The 18,058-nt window shown below is 45.7% G+C and carries 18 protein-coding genes; 11 read left to right on the top strand and 7 right to left on the bottom strand.

All coding sequences use genetic code 11. From position 1 onward, the window contains the following. Entirely contained in the window at window positions 1-339 is a 339-nt protein-coding gene (locus QFZ48_RS09175) for a hypothetical protein (RefSeq protein WP_429043809.1), read from the bottom strand. Between the two features lie 245 nt (window positions 340-584). Between QFZ48_RS09175 and QFZ48_RS09170 the strand changes: the two genes are divergently transcribed. The 5 genes from QFZ48_RS09170 to rsgA all read left to right on the top strand — a co-directional run bounded on the left by QFZ48_RS09170 (window position 585) and on the right by rsgA (window position 5,789). Further along, a complete protein-coding gene (locus QFZ48_RS09170) occupies window positions 585-1,511 on the top strand; it encodes an AAA family ATPase (protein ID WP_429062043.1) in 927 nt (308 codons plus the stop codon). Window positions 1,512-1,647: 136 nt separating this feature from the next. Continuing rightward, complete coding sequence (locus QFZ48_RS09165) at window positions 1,648-2,514, top strand: DUF58 domain-containing protein (protein WP_429043813.1); 867 nt, start codon at window positions 1,648-1,650, stop codon at window positions 2,512-2,514. Between the two features lie 24 nt (window positions 2,515-2,538). Continuing rightward, window positions 2,539-3,534 (top strand): hypothetical protein, encoded by a 996-nt coding sequence (locus tag QFZ48_RS09160; protein ID WP_429062040.1) that lies wholly within the window; start codon window positions 2,539-2,541, stop codon window positions 3,532-3,534. Window positions 3,535-3,562: 28 nt separating this feature from the next. Next, entirely contained in the window at window positions 3,563-4,573 is a 1,011-nt protein-coding gene (locus tag QFZ48_RS09155; protein WP_429062038.1) for a vWA domain-containing protein, read from the top strand. 280 nt (window positions 4,574-4,853) lie between these two features. Further along, window positions 4,854-5,789, top strand: a complete 936-nt coding sequence (gene rsgA, locus QFZ48_RS09150; RefSeq protein WP_429062036.1) for a ribosome small subunit-dependent GTPase A — start codon at window positions 4,854-4,856, stop codon at window positions 5,787-5,789. Here rsgA and QFZ48_RS09145 read toward each other — a convergent pair whose 3' ends face one another. From QFZ48_RS09145 to QFZ48_RS09135, 3 genes are read right to left on the bottom strand one after another with little or no spacing between them, the layout of a single operon-like run. Further along, the gene (locus QFZ48_RS09145; protein ID WP_370909207.1) at window positions 5,790-5,936 is read right to left on the bottom strand and encodes a hypothetical protein; all 147 of its coding nucleotides are present in this window, start codon (window positions 5,934-5,936) and stop codon (window positions 5,790-5,792) included. Between the two features lie 9 nt (window positions 5,937-5,945). After that, window positions 5,946-6,095 (bottom strand): hypothetical protein, encoded by a 150-nt coding sequence (locus QFZ48_RS09140; RefSeq protein ID WP_370909208.1) that lies wholly within the window; start codon window positions 6,093-6,095, stop codon window positions 5,946-5,948. Between the two features lie 46 nt (window positions 6,096-6,141). Then, entirely contained in the window at window positions 6,142-6,678 is a 537-nt protein-coding gene (locus QFZ48_RS09135; protein ID WP_370909209.1) for a gamma carbonic anhydrase family protein, read from the bottom strand. A 91-nt stretch (window positions 6,679-6,769) separates the two neighbouring features. Between QFZ48_RS09135 and QFZ48_RS09130 the strand changes: the two genes are divergently transcribed. Next, window positions 6,770-7,951 carry an aspartate aminotransferase family protein gene (locus tag QFZ48_RS09130; protein ID WP_429062034.1) on the top strand — a complete coding sequence of 394 codons (1,182 nt, stop codon included), beginning with the start codon at window positions 6,770-6,772 and terminating at the stop codon, window positions 7,949-7,951. A gap of 12 nt (window positions 7,952-7,963) precedes the next feature. Here QFZ48_RS09130 and QFZ48_RS09125 read toward each other — a convergent pair whose 3' ends face one another. Both QFZ48_RS09125 and QFZ48_RS09120 read right to left on the bottom strand, forming a co-directional pair. Next, window positions 7,964-8,356, bottom strand: coding sequence for a hypothetical protein (locus QFZ48_RS09125; RefSeq protein WP_429043825.1), 393 nt, complete (start codon window positions 8,354-8,356; stop codon window positions 7,964-7,966). Between the two features lie 10 nt (window positions 8,357-8,366). Next, a complete protein-coding gene (locus QFZ48_RS09120; RefSeq protein ID WP_429062032.1) occupies window positions 8,367-10,886 on the bottom strand; it encodes a DUF5686 family protein in 2,520 nt (839 codons plus the stop codon). 123 nt (window positions 10,887-11,009) lie between these two features. Here QFZ48_RS09120 and QFZ48_RS09115 point away from each other — a divergent pair, with 123 nt between their 5' ends. The 5 genes from QFZ48_RS09115 to QFZ48_RS09095 are packed head-to-tail and all read left to right on the top strand — an operon-like array spanning window position 11,010 to window position 14,392. Beyond that, window positions 11,010-11,648 (top strand): hypothetical protein, encoded by a 639-nt coding sequence (locus QFZ48_RS09115; protein ID WP_370909213.1) that lies wholly within the window; start codon window positions 11,010-11,012, stop codon window positions 11,646-11,648. Between the two features lie 8 nt (window positions 11,649-11,656). Then, on the top strand, window positions 11,657-11,953 hold the full coding sequence (locus tag QFZ48_RS09110; protein ID WP_079469850.1) for a winged helix-turn-helix domain-containing protein: 297 nt from the start codon (window positions 11,657-11,659) through the stop codon (window positions 11,951-11,953). Window positions 11,954-12,006: 53 nt separating this feature from the next. After that, window positions 12,007-13,332, top strand: coding sequence for a cell envelope integrity protein CreD (gene creD / locus QFZ48_RS09105; protein WP_429043831.1), 1,326 nt, complete (start codon window positions 12,007-12,009; stop codon window positions 13,330-13,332). A gap of 8 nt (window positions 13,333-13,340) precedes the next feature. Continuing rightward, window positions 13,341-13,706, top strand: coding sequence for a diacylglycerol kinase family protein (locus QFZ48_RS09100; RefSeq protein WP_429043833.1), 366 nt, complete (start codon window positions 13,341-13,343; stop codon window positions 13,704-13,706). A 14-nt stretch (window positions 13,707-13,720) separates the two neighbouring features. Then, window positions 13,721-14,392 carry a DUF1361 domain-containing protein gene (locus QFZ48_RS09095; RefSeq protein WP_429043836.1) on the top strand — a complete coding sequence of 224 codons (672 nt, stop codon included), beginning with the start codon at window positions 13,721-13,723 and terminating at the stop codon, window positions 14,390-14,392. Window positions 14,393-14,617: 225 nt separating this feature from the next. Here QFZ48_RS09095 and QFZ48_RS09090 read toward each other — a convergent pair whose 3' ends face one another. Beyond that, window positions 14,618-18,025, bottom strand: a complete 3,408-nt coding sequence (locus QFZ48_RS09090; protein ID WP_429062031.1) for a hypothetical protein — start codon at window positions 18,023-18,025, stop codon at window positions 14,618-14,620. Window positions 18,026-18,058: the final 33 nt, after the last annotated feature.

Genomic DNA, 18,058 nt, shown 5'->3' with positions numbered 1-18,058 from the left:
TTAGGCTTCTTCGTGACCGGTAAAGTAAGCAATTACATGTTCTTTCAGAAAGGTTTCCTGTTCCATCATTTCCATTTTCGGAACGGGTTGTAACTCTTTGAAATGCGGCCATCCGTCTTCGTCGTAGCCATCCAGCTCAAAGTAGCCGCTCTGGCTCAGCAGCGTACATACTGCCACATGCATCAGATCCTGCTTCTGTTCTTTGGTATATTTCTTCTTTAAATTATTTATTTCATTTACGCCGATAAGGAAAAGAATGGCTTCCATATTGGGCTTTTTACCAAATCTTTCGGTAAGCATATCTTCTACCGGTTTCCAGCGCTTCTCAAAATCTTCCATATTACTGTTGCTTTTAAATTGTTGGCTTTTTGCCAGACGCTTATTCCCCGCAAAGGTACGTTATAGGGAAAAATATTATATAAATATGCAGGGCTTTATTAATTTAGGCAGCGTCATAGAATGATTATTTGCCGGAAATGAGCCATAGTGGCAAGTTTAACAGCATTTTAACGGCCCATTCACATAGTGATAAGTTTTATTTGACCAGAGAATGTTTATTTTAGCACACCTGAAAAATTATTAGCATGGAAAATACATCGTCCGACATCCGGCAACTGAATGAGAAGATTCACCAGGCAAGCGCCTTCGTGGACCTGCTCACAATGGAGTTAGGTAAAGTAATTGTTGGCCAGCGTTATATGGTGGAGAGACTGCTCATCGGTTTGCTGGCCCAGGGCCACGTACTGCTGGAAGGCGTACCCGGTCTGGCAAAAACATTGTCTATCAAGTCCCTGTCCTCCGCTATCAACGCGAAATTCAGCCGTATCCAGTTTACGCCTGACCTGTTGCCTGCGGATGTGATAGGTACCATGATCTATAACCAGCAAAAGAATGAATTTGTAGTACGCAGAGGCCCCATCTTCGCCAACTTTATCCTGGCGGATGAAATCAACCGTGCCCCGGCAAAAGTACAGAGCGCCCTGCTGGAAGCCATGCAGGAAAGACAGATCACCATCGGCGATACTACCTTCAAACTGGACGAGCCCTTCCTGGTACTGGCTACCCAGAACCCGATTGAGCAGGAAGGTACTTACACCCTGCCCGAAGCACAGGTAGACCGTTTCATGCTCAAAGTGGTGATTGGCTATCCTACCAAGGAAGAAGAAAAACAGATCATCCGTCAAAACCTGAACCCGGAACTCTCGGCTCCCATCCGTCCCATTATCCAGCCTTCCGATATCCTCGAAGCGCGTAAACTGGTAAGGGAAGTGTATATGGATGAGAAGATCGAAAAATATATCCTCGATATCGTTTTTGCCACCCGTAATCCGGAAGAATATAAACTCAATAAACTGAAACCGCTCATCGCATACGGCGGTTCGCCAAGAGCCAGCATCAACCTGGCCTGGGCTGCCAAAGCCTACGCTTTCATGAAGCGTCGCGGCTATGTGATCCCGGAAGATGTACGTAATATATGCTTCGACGTTATGCGTCACCGCGTAGGTTTATAACCTATGAAGCAGAAGCAGAAAACGTTACCAGCGAAAATATCCTGAGTGAAATACTGAACGCAGTAGAAGTACCATAGCAGCCAAAAGCTGCCGGACCGGGCATTTATTCGTAATTCACAACTCAAAATTTTTCCCATTGGATACGGCTGAAATATTAAAAAAGGTAAGGCAGATAGAGATTAAGACGAAAGGGCTTACCAACCATATATTTGCGGGGGAATACCATAGCGCCTTCAAAGGCCGGGGTATGTCGTTCAGCGAAGTAAGGGACTATCAGTTTGGTGATGATGTGAGATCTATCGACTGGAATGTAACAGCACGGTTCAACCATCCTTTCGTAAAGGTTTTTGAAGAAGAAAGAGAACTTACCGTGATGCTGCTGGTGGATATGAGCGAAAGCTCATCCTTCGGCACCAAAAAGCAGGATAAACGTGACCTGATCACGGAACTGTGCGCTGTACTCGCTTTTTCTGCCATCAAAAATAATGATAAGGTAGGCGTTATCTTTTTCAGCGATGGGATGGAGAAATATATTCCTCCTAAAAAAGGTAAATCACATATTCTTTTCATCATCCGTGAACTACTATCATTTACGCCTAAACGAAAAGGAACTAACATAAAAGAAACCCTGCGTTTCTTTAACAATGCTACCAAAAAACGCAGCATCGTTTTTATGCTAAGCGATTTCTTATCCGGAAATTACCAGGATGCGCTGAACATCGCCGCAAAACGGCATGATGTAGTAGGAGTGCAGGTATATGACCAGCGGGATAAAGACCTGCCACCGGTAGGACTGATCCAGGTAGCAGACGCTGAAACGGGCGCTACGCAATGGGTTGATACCAACGACCGCCGCGTACGCCAGTATTATGAACAGCAATTCCTGCAGCATTCACAATATTGCAAAAATGCGTTTATGAAAAGTGGCGCAGAATTAGTGAGCGTACGTACCGACGAGGACTATGTGAAAGCGTTACAAACATTTTTCCTGAACAGGGCATAAGATTTAAAGGAGAGCAAATTAAACATGTATAAACAACAAGTGATAAGGCGTCTGTTTTTATGTTGCATACTGGGGTTGTTATTTCCTTTCTCCCTGCTGGCACAGCAGGCCGTGGATGTAACCGCCAAAGCAGATACCAATAGTATCAGGATCGGTGAGCAGATAAAACTGCAGCTTACCGCTACGCTGACAGCGCAACAGTTTAAGGACGCTAACTTTAAAGTGCTCTTCCCGGTATTACCCGATTCACTGGATCATTTTGAGGTGGTAACCCGCTCTAGTCTTGATACCGTGGTAAACCAGGATCAGCGCATCCTTCATCAGACGTTTACCCTTACCAGTTTCGACTCCGGCCATTGGGAAATTCCTCCCATGCGTTTTGAAGTTTTCAGCGGCGCCAATGCTGCCCCCGATTCTGCCGTTACATTGCCTATCGGTATTGATGTAAACACCGTAGCAGTAGATACCACTAAAGCATTCAAACCAATTAAAGAAATAAAAGGCGTAGCCTGGAGCATCTGGGACTACTGGCTGTATATCGTTATAGGCGCCGCAGCTGTGCTCATCATCGGCGGACTCATATGGTATCTCCGTACCCGTAAAAAAACGCCGCCGGTTATACAAACGCCTACCGTTTCCCCATACGAAATTGCAGTACAGGAGCTGAAAGCGCTGAAGGAAGAAAAGGTATGGCAACAGGGCGATATTAAACAATACTATACCCGGTTAACGGATATCCTGCGTACCTACTTTGAGCATCAGTTCAGCATTGCTGCGCTGGAGCAAACCAGTGAGGAATTACTGCAGAATATCAAGCCGGTGACTAAGCTGAACCAGCAAAGGGACAAACTGCGTTCGCTGTTGGCGATTGCGGATCTGGCAAAGTTTGCCAAATTGCAACCAACAGCAGATGAACATGAAGAATGTATGCGGAAGGCCGAAGAAATCCTGGAGTGGACCAAACCAAAAGCGGGTCCGGCTGAGGAAACCGGTACCGATGCTACCCTGGAAAAAGCATAAAGTCAGCATGGATCTTAATTAAAAATTGATGGATTTTTCAACCTGGAAAAATATTGAATTTGCCTACCCGGTTTTCCTGTGGCTTCTGCTGCTGGTACCGGTGTTGATATACTGGTACTTTGCGCGGCGCAGAGGCAGGCAAAGTGTAATGATGGTATCTTCCATTGAAGGTTTGAAAGGACTGCCGGTATCCTGGAAAGTGCGTTTCAGACCCCTGTTACTGGTGTTGCGTATCCTGGCGGTAATTGCACTCATTGTAGCGCTGGCAAGACCACAAACTTCCAACACTTCTGAAAGTATCGACAGTGAAGGCATCGACATTGTAATGGCTATCGATATCTCCGGCAGTATGCTGGCGGAAGATCTGCAGCCCAACCGTATGGAGGCAGCGAAAAAAGTGGCCTCCGATTTCGTGGATAAACGCATCAGCGATCGTATAGGACTGGTGGTGTTTTCCGGGGAAAGTTTTACACAATGTCCTATCACTACAGATCATGCAGTGCTGAAAAACCAGATCATGCAGGTGAAAAGCGGCATGTTGCAGGATGGTACCGCCATCGGTATGGGACTCGCTACTTCAGTAGACCGCTTGCGTAACAGTCATGCTAAAAGTAAAGTGATCATCCTCCTCACAGATGGGGTGAATAATACCGGTCTCGTAGATCCGCTCACCGCACTGGAAATTGCCAAGGCATTTAAGATCCGTGTGTACACCATTGGTGTGGGTACTATTGGTAAAGCGCCGTTTCCCATGCCCATGTCTGATGGCAGCGTGCAAATGGTGATGCAGGATGTGCAGATCGACGAACCACTGATGAAAAAGATTTCAAAAGAGACCGGTGGTAAATACTTCCGGGCCACCAATACAAACGATCTGAAGAGCATCTACAGTGAAATTGACCAGCTGGAAAAAACAAAGGTGGAAATCACTTCCTATAAACGTTTTGCAGAACACTTCTTCCTGCTGGCGATGATCGCCTTAGGCTGCATCCTGCTGGAAACCGTGTTGCGGTATACGCTTTTCAAGAGCCTGCCGTAGAGCGCCTTCGGCGCTGTAAATTGTCTTGGAGCGCTGATTACGCTGATTAACCATGATTACACTGATTCGATTATGTTTTGATTTTATTTTTTTGATTTTATAAAGATTTAAGGGAGATAAGAGCGAATATACCCGCTTCTATCTCCCTTAAATCTTTATAAAATCAAAAAAGTAAAAATCAAGCTAATCAGTAAAATCAGCGTAATCAGCGCTCCAAGACAATTTACAGCGCCGAAGGCGCTCCCCCATAAAACAAAATTCGCTTACCTTTGAGGATCTTATGCAAGCAACAGTATATAAATCAACGGGAAGCTGGTATGTGGTTAAAACGGCCACTGGTGAAACATTCCAGGCGAGGATGAAAGGTATCTTCAAAAAGAATGAAGATATTACTTCTACTAATCCTATCGCTGTGGGCGACGTAGTGGAAATTGTGGAAGATGACAGTGATGCCAACGCCAAAAATGCCATGATAACGGAAATAGGCCCCCGGAAGAATTATATAGTGCGCAGTTCCCCTCATGGTAAAAATAAAAAACATATTGTAGCGGCTAATATGGATCAGGCGATGCTGGTGTGTACCGTAAAGGAACCACGCACTTCGCAGGGCTTTATTGATCGTTTCCTGGTTACGGCAGCAGCTTATCATATCCCGGTGATACTTGTTTTCAACAAGCAGGATATTTATAAAGAGAAGGAAAACGAAAAATTTGAGGAACTGGAAGAGCTGTACAGCAGTATCGGCTACCAGGTATTACTGATCTCTGCAGCGAACGGCAACGGGGTAGATACGGTAAGGGCGCAGTTGAAAGACAAAACCACCTTAATGGCGGGGCATTCCGGGGTGGGTAAATCTTCCCTGATCAATGTACTGATGCCCGGTCTCGATCTGCGGACCAAAGCAGTGAGCGGCTGGAGTGGCAAGGGATTGCACACTACTACTTCTGCTGAAATGTACGACCTGCCTTTTGGCGGTTGTTTGATAGATACCCCCGGCGTCAGGGAATTTGGGATCGTGGATATTCCAAAGCCGGAACTCTCCCACTATTTCCTTGAAATGCAACCTTATATTGCCCAATGCCAGTTTAATAACTGTTTGCATATCAATGAGCCCGGTTGTGCGGTGAAAGTAGCCGTAGAGGAAGGGCATATTGATGTAGACAGGTATGTGAGCTATGCTACCATCCTGGAAACCATTGAGGAAGAACAATACTGATCAGCCTTTTCTGGGTTTGCCTAATTCGTCCAGCACTTTTTCTGCCCCCCAGTTCCGTTTGGGTTGCGGGCAGCCTTTTTTTTGTGTTCTGCAGGCAGTAAAGCACATGATAATGGCCACCAGGGCCAGTGGGATGACTTTGCGCATAGGATAGGTTTAAAACAGCCGCATTTGTTTGCCAGCCTTACGGTTTTGTTGCTTTATATCTTTGGTGTAGTAGTTGGAAGCAGGGCATCCTGTTTTCTGCGATGAACAGCTGGCAAACAGGATGCTTCCCAATGTCAGCAGGCATATGAGTATTTTCATAGGAGGGTATTTGCCTGCAATATAACATTTTTTTGTAAGATGATTACTAAGGCACTTTTACTTCCTCTGCGTTCTGGTACCAGGAAGCGTACATGCTGTAGTTTTTTGAAATACGGTTGATTTCCCCGCTGATGAGGGCCATATCAATATCTTTTACTTTGCGGGCGGGTACACCGGCATAAATGGTACCTGGTTCCACATGCGTGTCGCTCAGTACAACGGCGCCGGCAGCAATGATGCTGTTGCTGCTTACACGGGCATTGTCCATAACAATGGCGCCCATGCCAACCAGCACATTATCCTCAATGGTACAGCCATGCAGAATGGCATTATGGCCTATAGACACATTATTGCCTACAATCGTTTTGGTTTTCTGATAAGTACAATGAATCACTGCACCATCCTGTACGTTCACATTTTCGCCGAGGCGGATGCTGTTTACATCGCCGCGAACAACAGCGTTGAACCATATCGTGCAACCTTTACCCATTACTACATCCCCTACTATGGTAGCATTGGGGGCAATGTAACAGTCTTCAGGAATTTGAGGAGTAACTCCGTTCAGTGGAATAATGTGCGCCATAATTAAATGTTTTAGTGCTTATGTTACAAATATAACAATTACTAATTAGCAGTTGTTTTCTAACTTCGCAAAGAACAGAGCAGTTAGTGATATGAATAACAGGCAACTTTTTTTGCAGCACGTAGCGCAAACCTCCGATGCTCCTCTGGCATTGGAGATCGTGAAAGCGGAAGGCATGTATATGTGGGATGTAAACGGGAAAAGGTATCTCGACCTGATTGCCGGTATCAGTGTATGTAACGTAGGACATTGCCATCCTGCTGTAGTAAAGGCCATACAGGAACAGGCGCAGCAATATATGCACCTGCTGGTGTATGGTGAGTTTGTACAATCGCCGCAGGTGGCCTTTGCCAGCCTGCTCACCCAGCATCTTCCGGAACAGTTAAACTGTGTATATTTTACCAATTCAGGAGCCGAAGCCGTGGAAGGCGCCATGAAACTGGCCAAACGGTATACCGGCCGGACGGAAATTGCTGCTTTTAACCGTAGTTATCATGGATCTACACAAGGAGCGCTGAGCATCCTTGGCGATGAATACTGGCGCAACGCTTACCGGCCTTTGTTGCCGGGTATACAACACCTGGAGTATAATAACTTTGCATCGCTGGAGCTGATCACCGGAAACACCGCCGCCGTGATCGCAGAAAGTGTGCAGGCGGAAGGCGGCGTAATAGTGCCACAACGGGAATGGCTACACGCGCTGCGCGAAAAATGTTCGGCTACCGGCGCCTTGCTTATACTGGACGAAATTCAGTGTGGTTTTGGGAGAAACGGTACGCTGTGGGCTTTCGAACAATTTGGTATTGTACCCGATGTATTACTGCTTGGTAAAGCTCTCGGCGGGGGCATGCCATTAGGCGCTTTCATCGCCTCCCGCGACATCATGTGGACATTGACCAACAGCCCTGTATTAGGCCATATCACTACGTTTGGAGGCCACCCTGTAAATTGCGCCGCAGGCCGTGCAGGCTTCCAGGCATTGCTGGACCAGGATCTGTTGAAAGAAGTGAATGCAAAAGGTCAGTTGTTCCTGGAACAACTGAAACATCCGGCTATTAAATCGGTACGCTCATTAGGATTGATGATCGCAGTAGAATTTGAAAATTTCCCGGTAAATAAAAAGGTAATTGATTATTGCATTGATAAAGGTGTGCTCACCGACTGGTTCCTCTTTGCCGCAGAATGTTTGCGCATCGTGCCTCCCCTGATCATTACGCCCGAAGAAATAAAATGGGCCTGCAGCATTATCTGCGAAGCAGCCGATCATGTTTAATGACAGTTTAATTCAGGAATTCAACCGGCTTAAAGATAGGGTAACGCGTTTGGCAAACAGCTCTATCGCATCGTTGCCGAGGAAAGATAGATAGTAATAGTATTTGCCTTGTGCCGTTATTTCGTGAAGGTTGTTATTGAACTTGAATTGTCCCCGGTAGAAGCTTGTCAGCGAGGTACTGCCGCTGCTTTTTTCAGGCAGGATGGTGAAGCACGTTATCGTAGTTTGATGAAACTCAAGAATGATTTTATAATCATCATTAATAAACCTCAGCTGCAATTTTTTCTCTGCTCCATCCAATTGCATTTTGATACATTGATAGTCATTTTCCAGGTCGTACGAGCTGCCGTCTATTTCTCCCCGCAGGATGCATTCAAACAGCGGGGTATGTGTTACATCTTTCATGAGCAGCAGGTTAAAACTGTAATTTGAAGCTACCGAATACGCCAAAACGCTTGTTGGCAGGTTCTCCCGGTGTCACATCCGGTGTTACTCTCCATATAAAATCTACCCGCAGGAATTTAAAAATATTTTCTATGCCCGTACCCAGTTCGAGGTAAGGATTACCTTGTAATGTTTTGAATGCAAAGCCGTTGTTGAGATTCAGTTGTTTGTTGGATTCCGATAAGGAACCTATTACGCCTTTGGCGGTCCAGAACTGGCGCCATTTCAGTTTCTTAATCAGTGGGATATAACCGAAGATACCGTTACCAATGGTATGCTCCACGTTAAAGCCTGCATATTGATCACTGATGAATTCAAAGCGGTTCATCATGTTGAAAGCATACTTATTATAGTAGTAAATTTCGTTACCGGGATGCACTTCAAGCGAAGTATAAGGTACTGTACCAAAAATTTTACCGCCAAAAACATTATAGTAAAAAGAGCCGAAAGGTGGCAGTTTTACATAATCTGATACGCTGAGTGAAAGGCGTTGATATTTTTGTCCGCTGTTGGCTACACCTGGTATACCGGCAGCAAATTTCAGTTCTGCAATCGGATATTTGCTACCCAGGCTGATCCGGTAATAATTCCCTTCCAGGAATTGTTCATGGAAGGCATATCGGAATTTCAGTTCTACTTCCATGCTGGTCAGCGGATCGCGGCCATCGGGCGCTTTCGGATAAAAAGCAGCGGTTGGAAGCGGTTCGAATGGTCTTACCTGTTTGTGTGTGAGCGATATCTGGTGGGAAAAACCGCTGTAGTATTCTTTGAAGAATTCAAACCGTTTTTCATTCACCATTAAGAATTTCTGCGGTACGCCATTTTTCCGGATGGCAAGAGTAAAGATGTTATCCGTACCTACTTCATCATAGTAGTGGGTGCCATTGTCCAGATCTTTTGTGAAAGATGCATACAGATAGGTACGCGGATGTCTTTTCAGCAGCCATAGCGCCGACATTTTCCCCTTGTATACATGATCCGTGAAGCCATAGGCCAGGTAGCCATACAGGTACAGATCTTTATTGAACTGCGGGGTAGTACCGAGGTCCAGTCGTAAACGGAAACCTTCCAGCCTGTTTTGGGAAAACAGGTAATAGTAAGGTCCCCATTCAATAGGGCCAAAGGGTTTATAGCCGGTAGCGAGGAACCGGATTGTATTTGAATAGCTCCGGAAAAGCGGCATTTTCTGAAGGGTATCCACCATTTTGTAGATGCCTTCTTCATTTTTGCTGAGATTTTCCGGGCGGTTATCCATCCAGAAGGAATCCTTCCGCGCTCTTGCGCTATCCAGCACCATTACATTTTCCGGATATTTTTTATCACTGAAGATGTTGGTAGCAGCGGTATCATTCGTAATTACGTCATCATAAGTCGTGGTTTTACGGCCTATGAAGTCAAACGTTTTCCCCGGCTTAGGGCTTGGCGCCCAGAAGTCGGCAATAAATTTATCTTTATACAGGAACCAGGAGCTATCGGGTAATTGCCGGAATTCCTGTACCATACTGATTTTGCGGACGAAATTGATGTTGGCGTCCCGGGGTACCGACAGCGTAGTTTTTTGTACGGCGTAAGTGGTATCATGTACCCAGATATCACCAATAAAAGTATTTTCTCCTTTGCGTTTAGGCGTGAAGTTTAGTTTAATAAACCGCTGGCTGTTGACGTATTGTGTATCTGCAATGGAGTAATCGTAGTAGAAGGCGCCGTTGTGGTGAATGGGACTTACAAACAGTTTATCGAATACCGGGATGAAGTTATCGTATACATTTACATTCTGGTACATCCCTCCCAGGAATTTGGTCACGCTTTCATTATCTATTCCCGACGTTCGGGCGGCCTTGATGATTTCTTTTGTTTTGCGGGGGCTCGACTGGAAATAATAATCCGATAATGTTTCCGTGAGGAAAATGGGTAGGAAAGGTTTGTCTTCCGAAGTACTGTCTATGTTATCAAGAATAAACGCAAACGGTTTGGTGAAGCGGTTTTTCCCGAGTTTCTCTTTGTTGAGATTCTTCATGTCCAGCTCCAGCTTATTATATACCTCGTATTTGTAGTTATCGAGGCGATTATAATTATTCTCCGGTTTATGTTTAACGATTTGTTTCAGGAGAATGAGTGCCCAGTTGACGTTGGCTTTCACCTCGTATGTTTTCAGGGAAACATCTGAGCGGGTTACCTCAAAGTTGATGACCTGTTCTTTCTGATCTTTGTTAACCGGCAATTTAAGGATGTTATATCCCATTACCCTGACCAGCAATGAATCTGATGGGATAACATTTAGTTCGAAGAGGTATTTCCCTTCCGCGTTGCTAACCATACCTGTTTGGGTACGCACAAACTGAAGAGTGGCGAACGGAATGATTTCCTGTGAGTGCGCGTCTCTAACCACTCCACTAACCTTGTACTGCTGCGCCATCAAACCCGAACCCCAGCCGCTTACGCCGATGATTATTGCTAATATTCTTTTCCAGCCAACCATATCTGACAACAATATTATATCATTTATTGCGATTCTGGACAGTCAGTATCCTATAGGTAACGCAGTTATAACAAAAAATTATATTTTGTGATTCGGATTTTTCTATTAGCTTTGTATTGCAAAGTACTTTTTTGTATGACAGACCAACAACATCTGCAGGCATTAACAGACATTAAGCGAATGATGGAACGCAGCAGCCGTTTCATTTCGCTGAGTGGATTAAGCGGTATCTCCGCCGGTATCTGTGGCCTGATCGGCGCATTTATTGCCAATATGTGGCTGAATGAATATTATTTCAGGTGGAACACTACCGGTGTACATAGTCATTCAGATTTCATAGTGCTGAAGTACCGGTTAATTGTTTTGGGATTTTCTGTGTTAGCGGCAGCGCTTATCGCCGGAACTTTTTTTACCTGGCGCAAGGCGAAGAAAAATAATTTACCGATCTGGGACTTAACGTCGCGGAAAGTGCTGATCAACACAGCGATTCCTTTGGCGGCGGGCGGCGCTTTTATAGCCGGATTATTATTTAACCACCTGGAAGGACTGATAGCCCCTACCTGCCTGGTATTTTATGGGTTGGCTATCATCAATGCCAGTAAATATACTTTGCCCGATGTGAGGTACCTGGGAATCTGTGAAGTTGTTCTCGGTATACTTAATCTTTTCTATTTGAACGATGGTCTTTATTTTTGGGCTATAGGTTTTGGTTTACTGCACATCATTTATGGAGCGCTGATGTGGTGGAAATATGAACGGAAAGGGACAGTTTAATCAATCGCATGAACCCGATAGGTAACTTAAATAAGATTTTCGAGAGCCGTATACGCCTGGGCGTTATGAGTGTATTGATGGTGAACGAGGAAGTAAATTTCAACGATCTCAAACAGATGCTGGAAGTAACCGATGGTAACCTGGCATCGCATCTCAATACACTCGAAGAGAACGGGTATCTCAAAGTGCATAAGGGCTTTATTGGCAGGAAAACCAATACTACCTATGCCATTACCGCGGCTGGCGAAAAAGCTTTCAAAGGCCATATCGCGGCGCTTGAGCATATGATCAAATTCACTAAATAAATTTTTTTTATCTTTTTACTTTGAAATACAAAGTACTTTTAAAAATAAAAAATATGGAACCTTCAACAAACGGATCTCCTTCTTTCTTCGACCGCTACGCCTACGCTATTAAAGCGATCATCATCTCAGTATTGACGCTGGTACTGCTCGTACCAGCGGCGATGATTCAAAACATTATCTGGGAACGCCGCGACCGGCAAAATGAAGCCACCCAGGAAATCAGCAGCCGCTGGGGAGGCGAACAAAATATTACAGGACCGGTGCTGGCCATTCCGTATAAAGCCGGAACCGATGAAGCAACCTATGTGTACCTCCTGCCGGATAGTTTACGGATCAACGGAGAGTTATTGCCCGAGAAACTGCACCGCGGTATTTTCAATGTAGCCGTGTACAACGCCAGGTTACAGCTGAGCGGCACTTTTAACCGCAATGAACTGTTGTCGCTTAATATCCCTCCTTCCGCCTTAGATTGGGAACATGCGTCAGTACTCATTGGCATCAGCGATTTGCGGGGCATTGGCAACCAGGTGCAGATGATGTGGAATGGTAAATCCTATTTATTTAACCCCGGTTTGGTCAGCAAGGACCTGTTTGATAATGGTATCCAAACCCCGGTATCGGTTGTCCCCGGCGACGCCGGCGCCCTGGGCGGTAGCTTCTCCCTGGAGCTGGGCATAAAGGGCTCCGGACGGATCAGTTTTTCTCCCATTGGTAAAACAACCATGGTAGGCATCAATTCCAGCTGGACTGATCCCGCATTCGATGAAGCGTTCCCGCCGAAAACCCGCCGGGTGGACGATAAAGGCTTTGCCGCTACCTGGCAGATACAACACCTGAACCGCAACTATCCGCAAAGCTGGGAAGGCAAGAAATTTGACATCCATTCCGCCGATTTCGGGATTAAGTTATTCATGCCTGCCGAAAGCTACCAGATGTCTATGCGGGCGGTAAAGTATGCCGTCATGATCATTGGGTTAACTTTTTTTGTCTTTTATTTTATTGAGCTATCACAACGCCGCGCCCTTCATCCATTGCAATATGCCCTCATCGGGTTAGCCCTCTGTATTTTTTATACCCTGCTCATCTCTATTTCAGAACAAATTAACTTTACTATGGCTTATCTTATTGCCAGTGTGCTCACAATAGGTCTGATTATTGCATATACGGCTGCTGCCTTTAAAAGCGGCCGCATTGCAGCCGGCATCGGGGCTACGCTAGCCATCCTTTACGGATTCATTTACGTGATTATCAGTGCAGAAGATCAGGCACTGCTGATGGGAAGCTTAGGACTCTTTATCATCCTCGCCCTCATCATGTATTTCAGCACCACCATCAAATGGGATAAATTAGGACAGAAAAACACCAATATCCAGCAATAAAAACAAACATGGGAAACTCTTATATCAGCAAACGGTTGGCCAGCTTCGGATACGCATTCAGTGGTATTGCCGCTTTCCTGCGCAGTGAGCCACATGCGCGTATTCACGCCCTCGCTACCATCGTGGTGGTGGCAGCCGGTTGCTGGTATAAAATAGCAACGCCGGAATGGATTTGGATCATCCTCGCCATTACATTGGTGTGGATTACAGAAATGCTTAATACAGTTATCGAAAAAATAATGGATCATCTTTCGCCACAGCTGCATCCGAAAGTGAAGTTCATCAAGGATGTAGCGGCCGGCGCTGTACTGATAGCGGCTGTAGCAGCTGTTATTATCGGGGCTGTCGTATTTATTCCCTATATTTTAATTTGACTAAAAGTAACCATATGCAATTGATGAGAACCATTCGTTTATTACAACACCGTATAGGCCGGTCGCGGCACCAATACACCCTGTATACATCTGTACTGTTCAGTATGGCGTTGCTTCTTTGTCGTGTAGTTCATACCGGCAGCTATCTGCGGGTATCACTGATCTGGAACCTTTTTCTGGCCTTCATTCCTTTCGCTATCACCGGCTGGATGGAAAAGCACCCGGAACAAATCAAAAACCGGTATAACTGGTACGGCTGCTTTATAGTATGGCTGCTGTTTATTCCCAACGCCCCCTACATCCTTACGGACCTGTTCCATTTATTTGATGGCGGCGTGCCATTGTGGTTTGATCTGTTTGTGATTTTCTCTTTCGCCTGGAACGGCATGATGTTCGGGTATATGTCTATCCGCAGCATGGAGAAATTATGGAGCAACCGGCATAGCCGCTGGCCTGCATGGTTATTTACTTTCCCTGTAATGTTCCTATGCGGAATGGGCGTATATATTGGCCGGTATCTTCGCTATAACAGCTGGGATATTGTAAAAGACCCGCTTACGCTGCTGGGAGATATGAGGGACATTTTCCTGCATCCGGTGGAAAACCGGCATGCCTGGGCTTTTACCATCTGTATGGGAATATTCCTGAGCTTAATGTACCCGCTGGTGAAAAAGCAACACGCGTAGGATCGCCTTCGGCGATGAAATTGTCTTGGAGCACTGATTACGCTGATTATACTGATTAGCTTGATTTTTGTTTTTTAGGATTTTATAAATGAAGAAGGGAGATACAAGCAAAGTCGCTTATATCTCCCTTCTTCATTATAAAAATCATACTTGATCAATCAAAAAAATCAGTATAATCAGCGTAATCAGTGCTCCAAGACAATTTCATCGCCGAAGGCGATCCGTTTAAAAGTCGACGCCCATACCGAAGTACCAGATCGGACTGCCTCTGAAAAACGCTACAGCAGGCCAGCCTGCATCTGTGCGGAGGAAGTAGCCGGCAATGGTGGTGCGAGCACCAAAACCATAACCACCTACGAAAGGTCCGAGGAAGCCTTCTTTGATGCGGGTGGTTATACCCTGACCATCGTCATAAGTAGTATAATTGGCGTCTTTAAAGCTCAGCTTTTTATTCCAGGCGGTACCTATGTCAATGAAAGAGGTAACCTGGAAATTGCGCAGGAACGCAGAGTTGATCGGTTTGTCGATGAAAGTGGCAAACACCGGTAAACGGAGCTCTGTGTTCAGCAACATCACATTGTTACCATTCCTTGCATTCTGTTTGTAGCCGCGCAGGTTACCCGCAAGGGTCTGGAAAGCATAGTTTTCACTAAGGTTTACCGGAGTCCTGGTGTTGATCTGAGGGTTCAGCCAGTTGTCGATACCGCCCAGGTAATACAGCAGTTTACGTGTTCCCCACGACATATCCATTGCAAAACGTGTTGCCCAGATAAAGTTGCGGTAAATCTTTGTATAGTGACGGATATCTACTCCCATGTTATAGGTAAACCTGCCCTGGGCGCCGGCGGAAAGACCCGGATTGAATAACTCATTCAGTCCGCCATTGGTCAGCTGTGCATTGGTTTCTCCATAAATTTTATAACGGGTACCATTCCAGATATTAATAGCCGGGTTGATCGTATTGTCGTATACGTATTCCAGGCGCATTAAAGCATACGTTTCCTTGTAATCAGGCGCTATCAGTGATTCTTTGTTCTCTGACTGGACTACCAGTTTATCGGTACGTATACCTGCTGATAAACGGATACTCCTCACCTGGTCGAAAGGATACCTCATTTCGCCCTGGTAAATGTTGGTGATCATTTTGGTAGGAACAAAAGCGGAATCGTTACCAGATTGGTCACGGATGGCAAATCCACTGCTCTTATCCACTTTACGGTAGTAAGTGAATTTATAGTCGAAGCGTTTCTTCAGGTAATTGGCCGTAAAGAAGTATTCCGATCCCTGCAGGGAAGACGGAATACGGAAGCCGCCGTTGAATTTCAGATCTTCAAACAAATCGCTTACTCCAATGCGGATTAACCCGTTCACCGGGTCGGTAAGGCGGATAGGACCGCTGGGAGGACCGGTAAATGGCTGGTATTTATTTACCAGGATGGAGTTATCCAGTTGCAGGATCAGGTAATCGGAAGCGAATTTGAATTTATATGGGAATAGTTTCGATTTTTTAAGGATCGATTCATTTTCTTTCCTTTTTTCAAACAGCGCCGGTTCGTTGGCCGTATTAGCGTTGTTGCTGGTATCGGCCGGCTCATTCCCGAACTCGTTCTGGAAGAAATTAGGATGTGTGGAAGTATCTTTTGACGGCGCCAGGTAAGTAGGCAGGCCTAAACGTAAACTGTCGGCATGCATCTGGGCTTTCCTGAAATTGGTACTTTTTGCCGTTATATTCCTTTTTTTCAACACCACGGTATCTACTTTCAGCTTCATCAGCCGTTTGATATCCGCATACTGCACTACTTCCGATACTTCTCCCTTTTCACCGGTAATCCGTGATTCCTGGATACCGTAAGGATAGTTAGAAATAGGGAAAGTATAGGTAGAATCCTTGGTGATAGTGATTGCCTCTACTGAATCCGGGGCGGTAGAACCATAGGCGGCCATCGCTGAATCCAGTTCTTCCTGGTCGGGGTTATGGAGGATTTCAGAGCCTACATAAAAGAGGGAATCCACGCCATCTGCCTGCGACTTGAAGAAGCCGGCATAACGGTTACGGATACCGTTGGCATCAGAAACAAAGGTAAAGTGGGTGGTGTTATACTGCATGGGCAGTTTGGCATTGCCATACTGCAGGTCGGTCAGCTGGGTGATCTGCTTTTCAGAGCTCCTGTTCCAGTTATCCACCATAAAGATGTTGAAAGGATTGTTCAGCAGTGAAGTATCGCTGCCCCTTCCTTTTGGGCCGGGCCTGTTGGAAGAATAGAGAATACCGCTTTTGCCGGGGAATGCGGCAAAAGATGGATCCAGGTCATCGTACACGTCGTTGGTGATCTGGTCTGTTTTAGAGTTGCTGATGTTATAGGTAAAGATGTCGGTGTGTCCGTTTTTCACGGCAGACAGTAACAGGGTATTTTCCTGTACCGGCATGTATTTAAAGTCGATGATCCGGTCAAACTGGTTCAGTTCCTGGCGTATAGTCGTGCGGGTGATCAGGTCATAGATCATCAGTTTGGTTTTGCCTTCGTGCTCGTACACAACGGCCAGGCGGTTGCCTTTGGTGTTCCAGGCCATCTGCGGATAGTTTGGATCTACCTGGTTGGCCAGTTGCATTACACCGCTATGCAGCAATACTTTTGGCTTATTCCAGCCAAGTTGGATCTGTACGCGGTAAACTCCTTTTTTAAACTCAACTACTGCGTAGGAATTATTTTTAGGATTCGGGTTAAAGCGGTAGTAGTCGGCTTTCGGCGTAATTTCCTGGGCTACGATAGTACGGCCCTTGGCAGAAGTTTTCCTTCTGCGGTTATCTTCCTGGAATCTTTTCTGATAAAATACAAAGAAGTCTTTGGTAGCTTTCTTCGGCGTTTGGTTAAGCACCTGCTCAAAGCCTTTTTTCAATCCGCGGTTAATGCGGGTGATATACATGAGGTAAGGCACGGCATCTTTGCCGTACTTGCTTTCCACATAGTACCAGAACGCCTGGCCGGCTAAAAGGGGGTGGTCATATGCGAGGGAATTGAAGTTGCTGTATTTGCCGGACATGATGATGAGCTTCAGTTCTTCATCCTGCTTGGCGGTCCAGTTTTCGGCGGCATAGCCAATAAAGCCATCAGTGAACCATTTCGGGAAGTCGATCAGGGCAGCATTACCGGCAAATTCGCCGATATCTTCCCCAAACAGCAGCGTTTCCAGCATGATGCGGGCAATCCCCTGCCGGATCTGGCGGCGGAGGTTTTCATGGTTACCGTCGAAATAGACGATCATTTTGTTACCCACCAGTTTGGTCACTCCTCCTGTATTCTGCCAATCCACGCCAATACCGATATTGGACTGCTTCATTTCCCCGAAAGAGTTGTAAACCACAATATTAATACGCTGTCTGGGGTTGGATTCCATGAACTGTTCCAGCTGGGGTAATTCCTTTTCGGCTACCTGGGCCGCATACTTACCAAGTTCCAGCCCGTTCTGGGCGAAATAGGTGTTGAAATGCCGGCTTTGATAGTATCTCCACTTGAAGTTCTTGAACTGCACACGATTTTGTCCGAATTCTACTGTATTGGTCTGGGCCTGGGATACTATCGTTCCAAGTAATAGGGTACCGTGGAATAATAACCTGGTAATAAATCTGTTCATACAGAAAGTATTGATAATATTGTGATCTGTTTT

Source organism: Chitinophaga sp. W2I13, from assembly GCF_050434005.1.
Lineage (GTDB): Bacteria > Bacteroidota > Bacteroidia > Chitinophagales > Chitinophagaceae > Chitinophaga.
This window is presented reverse-complemented; position numbering and strand designations above follow the sequence as displayed.